10 protein-coding genes are annotated in these 12,900 nt (G+C 66.1%); 5 read left to right on the plus strand and 5 right to left on the minus strand.

Annotated elements, in window-relative coordinates; all coding sequences use genetic code 11:
* The first annotated feature begins 80 nt into the window (after positions 1–80).
* From HU751_RS20685 to HU751_RS20695, 3 genes are all read left to right on the plus strand, one after another.
* Positions 81–1,151 (plus strand): enoyl-CoA hydratase/isomerase family protein, encoded by a 1,071-nt coding sequence (locus HU751_RS20685; RefSeq protein ID WP_186732335.1) that lies wholly within the window; start codon positions 81–83, stop codon positions 1,149–1,151.
* A 16-nt stretch (positions 1,152–1,167) separates the two neighbouring features.
* Positions 1,168–2,319 (plus strand): acyl-CoA dehydrogenase family protein, encoded by a 1,152-nt coding sequence (locus tag HU751_RS20690; RefSeq protein ID WP_186732334.1) that lies wholly within the window; start codon positions 1,168–1,170, stop codon positions 2,317–2,319.
* Between the two features lie 301 nt (positions 2,320–2,620).
* A complete protein-coding gene (locus HU751_RS20695; RefSeq protein ID WP_186732333.1) occupies positions 2,621–3,178 on the plus strand; it encodes a TetR/AcrR family transcriptional regulator in 558 nt (185 codons plus the stop codon).
* Between the two features lie 3 nt (positions 3,179–3,181).
* Here HU751_RS20695 and HU751_RS20700 read toward each other — a convergent pair whose 3' ends face one another.
* The 5 genes from HU751_RS20700 to peaA all read right to left on the minus strand — a co-directional run bounded on the left by HU751_RS20700 (position 3,182) and on the right by peaA (position 9,470).
* Positions 3,182–4,864, minus strand: a complete 1,683-nt coding sequence (locus tag HU751_RS20700; protein ID WP_186732332.1) for an AMP-binding protein — start codon at positions 4,862–4,864, stop codon at positions 3,182–3,184.
* A gap of 108 nt (positions 4,865–4,972) precedes the next feature.
* Positions 4,973–6,094 carry a quinohemoprotein amine dehydrogenase subunit beta gene (gene peaD / locus HU751_RS20705; RefSeq protein WP_186732331.1) on the minus strand — a complete coding sequence of 374 codons (1,122 nt, stop codon included), beginning with the start codon at positions 6,092–6,094 and terminating at the stop codon, positions 4,973–4,975.
* A 19-nt stretch (positions 6,095–6,113) separates the two neighbouring features.
* Complete coding sequence (gene qhpC / locus HU751_RS20710; RefSeq protein ID WP_050705338.1) at positions 6,114–6,437, minus strand: quinohemoprotein amine dehydrogenase subunit gamma; 324 nt, start codon at positions 6,435–6,437, stop codon at positions 6,114–6,116.
* A gap of 1 nt (position 6,438) precedes the next feature.
* A complete protein-coding gene (gene peaB / locus HU751_RS20715) occupies positions 6,439–7,869 on the minus strand; it encodes a quinohemoprotein amine dehydrogenase maturation protein (protein WP_186732330.1) in 1,431 nt (476 codons plus the stop codon).
* A gap of 35 nt (positions 7,870–7,904) precedes the next feature.
* A complete protein-coding gene (peaA, locus tag HU751_RS20720; RefSeq protein WP_186732329.1) occupies positions 7,905–9,470 on the minus strand; it encodes a quinohemoprotein amine dehydrogenase subunit alpha in 1,566 nt (521 codons plus the stop codon).
* A gap of 511 nt (positions 9,471–9,981) precedes the next feature.
* Between peaA and HU751_RS20725 the strand changes: the two genes are divergently transcribed.
* Positions 9,982–11,475, plus strand: a complete 1,494-nt coding sequence (locus tag HU751_RS20725; protein ID WP_186732328.1) for an aldehyde dehydrogenase family protein — start codon at positions 9,982–9,984, stop codon at positions 11,473–11,475.
* A gap of 100 nt (positions 11,476–11,575) precedes the next feature.
* Positions 11,576–12,889, plus strand: a complete 1,314-nt coding sequence (locus HU751_RS20730; RefSeq protein WP_186732327.1) for an alginate export family protein — start codon at positions 11,576–11,578, stop codon at positions 12,887–12,889.
* Positions 12,890–12,900 lie beyond the last annotated feature (11 nt).

Consider the following 12,900-nt stretch of genomic DNA (forward strand, 5'->3'; position numbering starts at 1 on the left):
TTGCATGACAGGATCGTTCGATCCGCCCGCGCATTCCAGGACTTCACTTGGAAAATCAATAACAAAGCAGGGAGACCGCGATGACCGCGCACGCTCAACCCTCGGCAACGGATCAGGTACTGGCCGAGGTTCGCAACCACATTGGCCACCTCACCCTCAACCGCCCCGCCGGCCTCAACGCCCTGACCCTGGACATGGTGCGCAGCCTGCAGCACCACCTCGACCAGTGGGCCCAGGATTCGCAGGTGCACGCCGTGATGCTGCGTGGCGAGGGCCCCAAGGGCTTCTGCGCCGGTGGCGATATCCGCTCGCTGCACGACAGCTACAAGGCCGGCGAGAAACTCCACGAGGACTTCTTCGTCGAGGAATACGCCCTGGACCTGTGCATCCACCGCTACCGCAAGCCGGTGCTGGTGCTGATGGACGGCTTCACCCTCGGCGGCGGCATGGGCCTGGCCCAGGGCTGCGACCTGCGCATCGTCACCGAACGCAGCCGCCTGGGCATGCCCGAGGTAGGCATCGGCTACTTCCCGGATGTCGGCGGCAGCTACTTCCTGCCCCGGGTACCGGGCGAACTGGGTATCTACCTGGGCGTCAGCGGCAGCCAGGTCAAGGCTGCCGATGCCCTCTACTGCGGCCTGGCCGACTGGTACGTCGACAGTGAAAAGCTCGCGGCCCTGGATGACGGGCTCGACCGCCTGACCTTCGGCGCCAACCCGCTCAAGGACCTGCAAGGCTTGCTCGCCAAGCTCGGCACCCAGACCTTGGCAGACGCGCCACTGGCGACACTGCGCCCGGTGATCGACCACTTCTTCGCCCTGCCCGACTTGCCGAGCATCATCGAGCAACTGCGCGCCGTGACCATCGGCGACAGCCGTCAATGGGCGCTGGACACCGCCGACCTGCTGGAAACCCGCTCGCCGTTGGCCATGGCCGTCACCCTGGAACTGCTGCGCCGCGGCCGCCACCTGGCCCTGGAAGACTGCTTCGCCATGGAACTGCACATCGACCGCCAGTGGTTCGCCCACGGCGACATCATCGAAGGCGTGCGCGCCCTGATCGTCGACAAGGACAAGCAACCCCGCTGGAACCCGCCGACCCTGGCCGGTCTCACCGCCCAGCGGGTCGACCAATTCTTCGAAGGCCTGTGAGCCCGGGAGTACACAGATGCAAGACCTGGAACTGAGCGAAGAGCAGATCATGATCCGCGACATGGCCCGCGATTTCGCCCGCGGCGAGATCGCGCCCCATGCCCAGGCCTGGGAAAAGGCCGGCTGGATCGACGATGACGTGGTGCGCAAGATGGGCGAACTGGGCCTGCTCGGCATGGTCGCCCCGGAGCAGTTCGGCGGCAGCTACACCGACTACGTGGCCTACGCACTGGCGGTCGAGGAAATCTCCGCCGCCGATGGCGCCACCGGGGCGATGATGAGCATCCACAACTCGGTGGGCTGCGGCCCGCTGCTGGCCTACGGCACGCCCGAGCAGCAGCAGGACTGGCTGCCACTACTGGCCAGCGGCGAGGCAATCGGCTGCTTCTGCCTGACCGAGCCCCAGGCCGGCTCCGAGGCCCACAACCTGCGCACCCGCGCCGAACTGGTCGATGGCCAGTGGGTGATCAACGGCGCCAAGCAGTTCGTCAGCAATGCCCGCCGCGCCAAGCTGGCCATCGTCTTCGCCGTGACCGACCCGGAGCTGGGCAAGAAAGGCCTCTCGGCCTTCCTGGTACCGACTGACAACCCAGGCTTCAAGGTCGACCGCAGCGAGCACAAGATGGGCATTCGCGCCTCCGACACCTGCGCGGTGACCCTGGACGACTGCCGCATCCCGGCCACCAACCTGCTGGGCGAACGCGGCAAGGGCCTGGCCATCGCCCTGTCCAACCTCGAAGGCGGGCGCATCGGCATAGCCGCCCAGGCCCTGGGCATCGCCCGCGCAGCGTTCGAGGCGGCGCTGACCTACTCCCGCGAGCGCATCCAGTTCGGCAAGCCGATCAACGAGCACCAGAGCATCGCCAACCTGCTGGCCGACATGCAGGTGCAGGTCAACGCAGCTCGCCTGCTGATCCTGCATGCCGCGCGCCTGCGCAGCGCCGGCAAGCCTTGCCTGTCGGAGGCCTCCCAGGCCAAGCTGTTCGCCTCGGAGATGGCCGAGCGGGTCTGCTCGATGGCGATCCAGGTGCATGGCGGGTACGGCTACCTGGAAGACTACCCGGTGGAGAAGTACTATCGCGATGCGCGCATCACCCAGATCTACGAGGGTTCCAGCGAAATCCAGCGCATGCTGATTGCGCGTGAGTTGAAGCATTACACGGTCTGAGCCCGACCATTGCCTCAAGCCATGCGCGATCGCCCAGCCCTTCGGGCTACGGTGTCGCGCAGGTAACAGAGTTCCAGCGTGGGAGCGGCGGTGCGCCGATGCGACTTGCCCCGCGATCACCGGCGTAGCCGGTGCCAAACGTCGCATCGCGGGGCAAGCCCGCTCCCACGCTGCCCCAGTCAAATCAAAGAATTGTGTTTTGTTCCATGAGAGCGGCCTTACGCACCCTTCATGAGATTTATTCGTCTCATATGATACAATTGTGGATATTTCGTCGCCGAACCCCGACTCGAGGTCCCACATGCGTAGAACCCTCCAGGAAGAGCGCCTGCTCAAAGCCCTGGCCCAGGCCATTGTCGTCCACCCCCGCGCCACCCTCAAGGAGCTGGCGGAAACCGCCGGGGTCAGCAAGGCCACCCTGCACCGTTTCTGCGGCACCCGCGACAACCTGGTGAAGCTGCTCGAGGACCATGGCGAGCAGGTGCTCAACCAGGTCATCCTCGAAGCCGACCTCGAGCGCATCGAACCGCTGGCCGGTATTCGCCACCTGATCGCCGAACACCTCAAGCACCGCGAACTGCTGATGTTCCTGATGTTCCAGTACCGCCCCGACACCTTGCTCAACGACGCCGAGGACCTGCGCTGGCAGGTCTATATCCAGGCCATGGATGCGTTCTTCCTGCGTGCCCAGCAGTTGGGCGTGCTACGCATCGACATCAGCGCGGCAGTGTTCACCGAGATATTCATGACCATGATCTACGGCATGGTCGATGCCGAGCACCGCGGCCGCGCCGCCAGCGCCAACACCGCGCAGGCGGTCGAGCAGTTGTTCCTCAACGGTGCCCGGCCACAGGGCTGATGACTATCGATCGGTACCGCTCGCCAATTCCTCGATGCTGATCTCACGCATCCTGAACTTCTGCACCTTGCCGGTCACCGTCATCGGAAACGCGTCGACGAAACGGATATGCCGCGGCACCTTGAAATGCGCGATGCGCGCCCGCGCCCAGTCACGCAGCTCGTCCGCGCCCAGCGCCTGCCCCGGGTGCAGGCGGATCCAGGCGACGATCTCCTCGCCATAGCGGCTGCAGGGGATGCCGATCACCTGCACATCGGCCACCGCCGGGTGAGTGAAGAAGAACTCCTCCAGCTCCCGCGGGTAGATGTTCTCGCCGCCACGGATGATCATGTCCTTGCTGCGGCCGACGATGCGTACATAGCCTTCGTCGTCCATCACCGCCAGGTCGCCGGTGTGCATCCAGCCATCGGCATCGATGCTCTCGGCGGTGGCCTTGGGGTTGTTCCAGTAGCCGAGCATCACGCTGTAGCCGCGGGTGCACAGCTCGCCGATCTCACCGCGTGCCAGGGTGCCACCTGCGCTGTCGATCACCTTGCTCTCCAGCCACGGTTGGGTGCGGCCGACGCTGGTCACCCGGCGCTCCAGGTCGTCGGCGGCGCCGGTCTGCAACGACACCGGGCTGGTCTCGGTCATGCCATAGGCGATCTGTACCTCGCCCATGTGCATCTCGTCGATCACCCGGCGCATCACCTCGATCGGACAGGTCGCGCCGGCCATGATGCCGGTACGCAGGCTGCCCAGGTCGAACTCCTGGCGGCGCGGGTGGTCGAGCTCGGCGATGAACATGGTCGGCACGCCGTACAGCGCGGTGGCGCGTTCCTCGGCCACGGCCTGCAGGGTCAGCAGGGGGTCGAAGGCGTCGTTGGGGTAGATCAGGGTGCTGCCGTGGGTCATGCAGCCGAGGTTGGCCATGACCATGCCGAAGCAGTGGTACAGCGGCACCGGCACCACCAGCCGGTCGTGCTCGGTCAGCCCGAGGCTTTCGCCGACCATGTAGCCATTGTTGAGGATGTTGTGGTGGCTGAGGGTCGCGCCCTTGGGGAAACCGGTGGTGCCGGAGGTGTACTGGATGTTGATCGGCTCGTGCCGGTGCAGGCTGGCCTGGCGTGCGGCCAGTTGCCCGGCGTCGGTTTCGCCGGCGCGGGCCTGCAACGCCGGCCAGGCCAGGAAGCCATTCAGGGGCGTGTCGGCCAGGCTGACGACCCCGCGCAGCTCGGGCAGGCGCGCGCTCTGCAGCTCGCCCGGCCGGCAGGCGCCAAGCTCGGGCACCAGGTCCAGCAGCATGGCGTGGTAATCGGAAGTCTTGAAGGCGTCGGCGCAGATCACCCATTGGCAAGCTGACTGGCCCAGGGCGTACTCCAGCTCGCTGGTGCGGTAGGCCGGGTTGATGTTGACCAGGATCGCGCCGATCTTGGCGCTGGCGAACTGGGTGATGCACCACTCGGCGCAGTTGGGTGCCCAGATGCCCAGGCGGTCGCCGGCCTGCAGGCCCAGGGCCATCAGGGCGCGGGCGTGCTGGTCGACGGCCTCCGCCAGCTGCCGCCAGGTGTAGCGCAGGTGCTGGTGGCGAACCACCAGGGCTTCGCGGTCGGCGAAGCGGGCGACCGTGGCGTCGAAGGCGTCGCCGATGCAGTGGGTAAGCAATGGAGTGGCTTTTGAGCCTAGGGTATGACTGGGTTGGGGCATGGGCTGTCTCTTGTCTTTGTTTTGCCTGACATGGCCCTATCGCGGGGCAAGCCCGCTCCCACCGGTCCAGTGTGGCCGGCGTGGGAGCGGGCTTGCCCCGCGATGGCGCTAGCGAACGAACACCTGCGGCGTGGTGGTCGACATGTCGCCACCGGGCAGCTTGATGTTCTTCACCTTCTCCAGCGTATTCGGGTCGAATACCGCCAGGTCGTTGAAGGTGCCGCCCAGGTAGAGCTTGTCGCCGGCCTTGTCGAAGGTCACGCAGTAGTAGGTATGGTCGAGGTTGGCGGCCTTGACCAGTTTCTTCTGCTGGATGTCGTAGCGGGCCAGGCGGTTGAGCACGCCGTACATCTGGTTCGGGTCCTTGGGCGAGCGCAGGCCGGTGAAGTACAGCTCGGTCAGCTCGGCGAACTCCTGGGTGTGGGCCTTGCCGGTCTTCAGGTCGATGCTCAGGTAGCCATACAGCGGCTCGGCGGTGGCCGGGTCCTGCTTGGCATCCTTGAACTTCGCAATGGTGTAGAGCATCGAGAACTCATGCAACGAACTCTGGTGCGGCCAGAAGTACAGCACGTCCGGCGCGCTGTAGCCTGGGCGGTTCCAGCTGCGCAGTGGCAGCGCGACGCTGTACTTGCCGGTCTTGATGTCGAGCTTGTAGATGTCCGGCCCGGCCACGTACAGGCTACCGTCGTCGGCGGCGCGCATCAGGTAGACCTGGCGCGGCATCGGGAAGCTGCGCACGGGCTTGGCGTCCAGGCCATCGCTGGTGCGGAACACCTCCAGGCGCGGTGGCTTGACCACGTAGTGGTCGTTCAGGCGCTGGCTCGGGTTGACCGTGGCGTAGACTTCCTTGCCGTCGGGGCTGATGGCGAAGGAATACATGGCCTTGCCGACCTCGCCCGGCACGCTGGAGAGATTGGCGTGAAAGGTGGTCTTGCAGCTGTCCAGGTCGATGCCGTAGATATCGGCGAAATGGTTGTTCAGCACGTAGGCCGTGCGGTTGTCCGGCGCCATCATCGCCGTGCCGGGGCCGAACGAATCGGGCATGCGGCAGGTCTTGTACAGGGTGTCGCTGGCCACCTCGACCACGTGCAGGTTGTTCGGGTAGTTGGTGGCGATCAGGTATTCATGGCCGGCCTTCAAGGCCTTGCCTGCCTCGTCGGCCTGGGCCGCCCAGGCGCAGGCCGTGGCGGCAATGGTGAGCGCGAGCTGCGCGCAGAATCCAGCTTTCATGCGGTTTCCCCTTGTCGTTCTATTTGTCTTTCGGGAATACGGTGCCGAGGTTGCGCCAGTCTTCGGCGGAGTTGGTCGCCTGGGCGTTCCAGTCCTGGTAGGTGCTCATCATGTCCGGCACCTGGGCCGGCCACCAGCAAGGGTCGGAGCAGCCGTACAGGTCTGCCTCCATCGGCTGGCACAGCGAGCTGACGCCGCCGAAGGCATCCACTTCCCAGCCCGGGTCGGTGGTGGCGGTGCAGCCGGCCACGGCGCTCATGGCCAGCACTTCGTCGACGCGGTCTTCGGCGGCGGCCTGTTCGAGGATGCGCGCCTTGTTGTTCAGCGGTTTGAGGTGCTTCATGTCAGTGCGCCTTCCTGGGAGTGATGTAGCGATCGATGAAGGCCGGGTTGGCGGCCATGATGCGGCTGTAGACCTCGATGCCGAAGTCGACCCAGTCGCGCATCAGCTCGCAGTAGTGGTAGGTCGGGTGCTGCGGATCGCCGTATCGGGCATAGCTCTCGTGGTAGCAGCCGCCGGAACACAGGTTGCGGATGCGGCAGCTGTCGCAGCCGGTGCCGCTGCGGTCCAGGCGCTGCGAGAGAAAGTCGTTGAGCTGCGCCTGCTTCACGCCCTGGTGCACGTTGCCGAAGGTCGGCAGGCTGGAGCCGGTGAAACGGTGGCACAGGTTCAGCTCGCCTTCGTGGTCCACCGCCAGCATCTTCAGCCCGGCACCGCACGGCAGGGCTTTCTTGTGGCCCTCGTGGATATCGGTGATCAGCTGGTGCAGGTTGGAGAAACCGATGTTGCGGTGCTCCAGCGCCGCCTCCAGGTAGCGCCGGCCCAGGGCCTTCATGTTGGCGAACACCTGCACCAGCTCCTCGCCTGTGAGGTTGTAGTCGGCCATGTCGCCGGAGGTCACCGGGGCGAAACCGACCTCGGCGAAGCCCAGTTCGTTGAACAGGTGGTTCCAGATGGTCTCGATGTCGGTGATGCCACGGGTCAGGGTGACCCGCGCCCCCACCGGCCGACTGCGGTAGCGTGACAGGAGCATGTCGGCCTTGCGCCGTACCACATCGTAGGTGCCCTGCCCGCCCACGGTGATGCGGTTACGGTCGTGCACGGTCTTGGGCCCGTCGATGCTGACGGACAAACCGAAACGGTGGGCGTCGAGCCAGTCGACGATCTCCTCGGTCAGCAAGGTGGCGTTGGTGGTCATGATGAACTCGACCTGCTTGCCCGCCTCGGCGAAACGCCGCTCGCAGTAGGCCACCATGTGCTCGATCAGCGCCCGGTTGGACAGCGGCTCGCCACCGAAGAACACCACGCTGTAGCGCTGCTCGTCGGGCGACTCCTTGAGCAGCATCTCCACCGAGGCCTCGGCGGTGGCCGTGTTCATCTTGCGTCCGGCCGACGGCTTGTCGAGGTCTTCCTTGTAGCAGTAGGTGCAGCTCAGGTTGCAGCCGGTGTTGACGTTGAGCACCACGGTGTTCAGCGCCGTGCGCTCGACCTGCTTCAGGGCGATTTCCGGGGTCAGCGGCGAGCCGTCGCTGACCACTTCAAGGGCGATCAGCTCGCGCAGGGTTTCCTCGATGTCGTGCCCGGAAAACTGCTGGCCGAGGCGTTGCATCAGCTCCTCGGCGGAGCAGCCCTGGCGGCGCAAGGTGTCGATGATGCCGCCGGTCACCGCGTCGGCGGCGAACAGCGAACTGCTGGGGATATGGAACAGCATGCGGTCGGCATCCACCTGCACTTCGTGCAGGTTGCGTTCGACCAGGTTCAGTAGTGCGCCCATGGCGACCTCCCGGGATTCGATGCGTCAGTTGATGCCTATGGCAGTGGCGGATTGTTCCAGCGTTGCACGGTGACGATCATGTGACCCTCGCCCTGCTGGCCGCCGTCGGCGAGGGTGGCGATCACCTTCAGGTTGCCGGCGTTGTTGGTCATCATCTTGCGCGCCGGGTTGGGCCCTGCCCCGCCCGGCACGAACACGCCGTCGGCCTGCATCTGCCCGGCGAACCTGACGTCCTCGTCCTCGACCGCGCGCTCGTTGAACGGCTCGACCTTCCAGCTGGCCGGCAGGTAGCCGATGCGCAGCGGCTGGCCGCTGGCGTCCCTGCCCCAGGCCTCGGCCTCGAAGCGGCCCTGGACCTTGGGCACCGAGGCGCCGTTCTCGCCGATGCGGGCAATGGAGAACGCCGGCACCACCTTGACCTCCTCGACCTTGTCGTACACCGCCAGTTGCACGCCTTTGAGCGCGCCCACCGCCACCTCGCGCTGGCCAGCGGCGGCGTCCTTGGCGGCACGCGCCCTGACCCGGATCAGCGTCGGCGTCGATTCCAGAACCTCGATCACCTCGACACCCGCGCCCAGGTCGGGCTTGCCGGCCAGGTCGCTGCCCACCAGGGTGATCTCGCTGTCGGCACCGGCCTTGATGAACGCCGGCTGTACTGCCAGCAGGCGACCCTGGCCGGCTTTCGAGGCACTGAAGTCCAGGCCGCGCTCGTCGTGTTCGGCCTCGAACATGCGGCCCTTCATCTGGCCGTCGATGGCGGCAAACACCTGACGCAGGTTGGCTTCGCCGACCTTGACGTTGCCGCGCCATTCATAGCCGTTGTAGAGGATCGCCGAGCCGCTGCCGTTGAACGGCGTGCCGTCGGCATAGGCGCCCTTGAGCTCGACCTTGAAGGTGTCACCCTGCTCGGCGCTGACCGTCATCACCCCGCGCACGTCACCCTTGGCCAGCATGTGGCCGCTGAACGCCCATTGCCCGGCCAGGACCTTGGACTCGGGCCGCGTCTTGAGCCATTCGGCCCAGGCCGGATTGTCGAGGGGGAAACGCTTGGCCAGGTCCGGCACCATCTGCTTGAGGGCGATGTCCAGCCAGTCGCGGTCGCGGGCCTGGGCCTGGTACTCGAGGGACGGCCACTGGCCGAGGTGGAAGTTGACCAGGTGCTCCCACTCCTTGGCCGGGCGCCGCTGCAGGGCGACCCGGGCACCGGAGTGGCAGCGGCCGCACATCTGGCTGAGCTGATCGTCGAAGTGCTCGACGGTGTTCAGCCGGCGCTCCATGGCGTAGCGCACGCCCTCGGTCTCGCTGGGCGCCAGGCCCTGCTTGTCGGCCAGGTACTTGACCAGGGTGCGGCGCTCGTCGTCGCTGATCGAAAGGCCATGCATCACCTGCATGCGGGCGATGCTCATCAGCCAGCCTTCCGGGGTCTTGCGCTGGTGGCTGATGCGGCTGTAGCTGTCGTTGCCTTCAGGGATATGGCAACCCATGCACTTGTTCTGCAACAGGCTCGGGCCCTGCTCGGCCGCCATGGCCTGGGCGGACAGCAGTGCGGTGGCGACCAGCGCCAGTGTGCCCGCCTGCCGCCGGAGTCGAGTCGTCTTCAAGGTCAGACCTCCACGGTGTTGTTCTTATCGTTATTCGCACGCTTGGGTACAGCGGTGTGCATGTGACAGTTGCGATACAGGAAGTGTGCCAGTTGCGGCAAATATGTTTTTGATCAGTGAGTTGCCTAGGTTTTGCGGGTATGGGCCCGCGTCTGGGGTTGTAGGTGAACGTCCCATTTCGCGACTGGGTGTTTCACCTTGAGACATCCTCCGGGGTTGGCAATCCTGGGGCTGCTTCGCAGCCCTATCGCGACACAAGGCCGCTCCTACAGGGGTCGCGGTCTATGTCGCGATAGGGGCGCAAAGCGCCCCCAGCACCCTCGAACAGAACGCATAACCATGTGTATCGCATGCCGTCTCACCCGATCTCAATATGCAACAGATCAACCCTGGTTCTTTCCACTCCCAATCCGGTAAAGCCACCGCTAGCCGGGCCTTGCCCGGCATCAGAGTCCTTTGGCACGCCCATTGCCCCAGCCCTGGTCACAACCCTGACAAGAGGCACCGCCCCATGTATTCCGAACTGCCGATCCTCACCGCCACACGCGACTTCCTCGCACGCAAGCTCAGGATGCGCATCGGCGCCGACTGGCAGGACGCCGCCAGCGGTCGCACCATGAGCTTTCGCAACCCGGCCACCGGCGAAGTCCTTGGCGAGGTACCCGCGGCCGAGGCCCAGGACGTGGACCGCGCCGTGCAGGCCGCGCGCCAGGCCTTCGACAATTCGGCCTGGAGCCGCACACGCCCGCGTGAACGGCAGAACCTGCTGTGGCGCCTGGCCGAGCTGATGCAGCGCGATGCCCGGGAGCTGGCCGAGCTGGAATGCCTGAACAACGGCAAGAGCGCCGCCGTGGCCCAGGTGATGGACGTGCAGCTGGCCATCGATTTTTTGCGCTACATGGCCGGCTGGGCCACCAAGCTCGAAGGCAGCACGGTCGAGCCCTCGCTGCCGCTGATGCCCGACGATGAGTTCCACGGCTTCATCCGCCGCGAAGCGGTCGGCGTGGTCGGCGCCATCGTCGCCTGGAACTTTCCGCTGCTGCTGGCCTGCTGGAAGCTCGGTCCGGCCCTGGCCACCGGCTGCACCGTGGTCCTCAAGCCTGCCGACGAAACCCCGCTGACCGCCCTGAAGCTCGCCGAGCTGGTGAGCGAGGCCGGTTACCCGGACGGCGTGTTCAACGTGATCACCGGCACCGGGCTGAACGCCGGCGCCGCCCTGAGCCGCCACCCGGGCGTGGACAAGCTGACCTTCACCGGCTCCACCGAGGTCGGCAAGCTGATCGGCAAGGCCGCCATGGACAACATGACCCGCGTCACCCTGGAGCTGGGCGGTAAGTCGCCGACCATCGTCCTGCCCGACGCCAACCTGCAGGAAGCCGCCGCCGGCGCCGCCACGGCGATCTTCTTCAACCAGGGCCAGGTGTGCTGCGCCGGCTCCCGGCTGTACGTGCACCGCAAGCACTTCGACAACGTGGTGGCCGATATCGCCGGCATCGCCAACGCCATGAAACTGGGCAACGGCCTGGACCCCGCCGTGCAGATGGGGCCGCTGATCTCGGCCAAGCAGCAGGACCGGGTCACCGGCTACATCAACCTGGGCCGCGAGCTGGGCGCGACCATCGCCTGCGGCGGCGAAGGCTTCGGCCCGGGCTACTTCGTCAAGCCGACGGTGATCGTCGACGTCGACCAGCGCCACCGCCTGGTGCAAGAGGAAATCTTCGGCCCGGTGCTGGTGGCCATGCCGTTCGATGACCTCGACGAGGTGGTGCGCATGGCCAACGACAACCCCTACGGGCTGGGCGCGAGCATCTGGTCCAACGACCTCGCCGCGGTGCACCGGATGATCCCGCGGATCAAGTCCGGCTCGGTGTGGGTGAACTGCCACAGCGCGCTGGATCCGGCGCTGCCGTTCGGCGGCTACAAGCTCTCCGGCATCGGCCGCGAGATGGGCGCGGCGGCGATCGAGCACTACACCGAGCTGAAGTCGGTGTTGATCAAGCTCTAGCCTGAAAGCCCGCTCCCACAACAGATGGCCTTCAAGTCGTGGGAGCGGGCTTGCCCCGCGATAGAAACACCAAGACCACAATAAAAACATGGAGCACACCATGACGCACAAACTCGCCTGCACATTGGCCCTGCTGCTGGCCTCTCCCCTCACCCAGGCCCATGAACTCTACAACAACGCCGGCACCACCCTGGACGCCAACCTCGAAGCCCTGTTCGGCATCTTCCACAACGACGAGAGCTTCGACCAGTTCGGCAACCGCCGGCCCGGCAGCAGCAACTGGCGCGAGGGCTACGTCAAGTACGGCCTGAGCGCCAGCCAGGCTCTGGCCGACAGCAGCACGCTGTACGGTGCCTTCAGCCTGCTCAGCTCGGCCACCTGGGGCGATGGCGACGCCGCCGGCTTCACCCTCGGTGACGAACGTCGCACCGGTATCGAGGACGCCTACCTCGGCTGGCGCTCGGGCAACCTGTTCCCGGCCCTCGGCGAAGATGGCATCGACCTCTCCGGCGGTCGCCAGGTCATCACCCTCGGCGACGGCTTCCTGATCCAGGGCGACCCGGTCAATGCCGGCAATGTCGACCTGGGCGCCGATTTCGACCGTGGCGGCGCCTACTACCTGGCGGCGCGCAAGGCCTTCGACCGCACCGCCGTGCTGCGCCTGGGCGGCAAGCAAGGCTGGCGTGGCGACCTGATGTGGCTCAAATCAGACAACCCGTTCCAAGCCGACACCGCCATGGCGGTGGCCAACCTCGAACATGTCGCCGACGCGGGCACCGTGGGCCTGAGCTGGATCCACGGCCTGGATGTCGACCGCCGCTACGCCGAGATCCTCGGCCTGGAACACCGCGACGGCATGGACACGGTGAGCCTGCGCGGGCGCGGCAACCTGGGGGTGAAGGACCTCGAGCTGGCCGCCGAATACGTCACCCAGGACCGCACCGGCGGACGCGAGAACGCCTGGTACCTGGAGGGCAACTGGACCTTCTCCGCACTGCCCTGGTCGCCCACCGCCACCTACCGCTACAGCCGCTTCTCGGAGCATTTCGACCCGCTGTTCTATGGCCTGAGCCGTGGCTACGGCACCTGGTTCCAGGGCGAGGTGGCGGCCAACTACGCCGGCCCCTTCAACAGCAACACCCAGGTGCACCATGTGGCGCTCAAGGCCACGCCGCGGGAGGGCCTGACCGTGGGGGCGCTGTACTTCGACTTCGACACGCTCGAGACCGACCAGGGCAACCTGGGTGGGCGCGAGGTGGACCTGTATGTGGAGTGGATGGTCAACGAGCACTGGCTGATCAGCCCGCTGGTGGGGTTCTATACCCCGCAGCGCAGTGCGCAGGATGGCGGCGTGCAGTTGGGTGGACGGGAGAGCGGGACCTATCTGCAGCTGGTGGTAGGGACGTTCTTCTAGGTCAAAGACCC

It is taken from the genome of Pseudomonas peradeniyensis (assembly GCF_014268935.2).
Taxonomy (GTDB): domain Bacteria; phylum Pseudomonadota; class Gammaproteobacteria; order Pseudomonadales; family Pseudomonadaceae; genus Aquipseudomonas; species Aquipseudomonas peradeniyensis.

Excerpts from the sequence above, each read along its gene's own strand:
- HU751_RS20685 (WP_186732335.1), top strand. The coding sequence starts at position 81 with ATGACCGCGCACGCTCAACCCTCGGCAACGGATCAGGTACTGGCCGAG.
- HU751_RS20690 (WP_186732334.1), top strand. The coding sequence starts at position 1,168 with ATGCAAGACCTGGAACTGAGCGAAGAGCAGATCATGATCCGCGACATG.
- HU751_RS20695 (WP_186732333.1), top strand. The coding sequence starts at position 2,621 with ATGCGTAGAACCCTCCAGGAAGAGCGCCTGCTCAAAGCCCTGGCCCAG.
- HU751_RS20700 (WP_186732332.1), bottom strand. The coding sequence starts at position 4,864 with ATGCCCCAACCCAGTCATACCCTAGGCTCAAAAGCCACTCCATTGCTT.
- peaD (WP_186732331.1), bottom strand. The coding sequence starts at position 6,094 with ATGAAAGCTGGATTCTGCGCGCAGCTCGCGCTCACCATTGCCGCCACG.
- qhpC (WP_050705338.1), bottom strand. The coding sequence starts at position 6,437 with ATGAAGCACCTCAAACCGCTGAACAACAAGGCGCGCATCCTCGAACAG.
- peaB (WP_186732330.1), bottom strand. The coding sequence starts at position 7,869 with ATGGGCGCACTACTGAACCTGGTCGAACGCAACCTGCACGAAGTGCAG.
- HU751_RS20725 (WP_186732328.1), top strand. The coding sequence starts at position 9,982 with ATGTATTCCGAACTGCCGATCCTCACCGCCACACGCGACTTCCTCGCA.
- HU751_RS20730 (WP_186732327.1), top strand. The coding sequence starts at position 11,576 with ATGACGCACAAACTCGCCTGCACATTGGCCCTGCTGCTGGCCTCTCCC.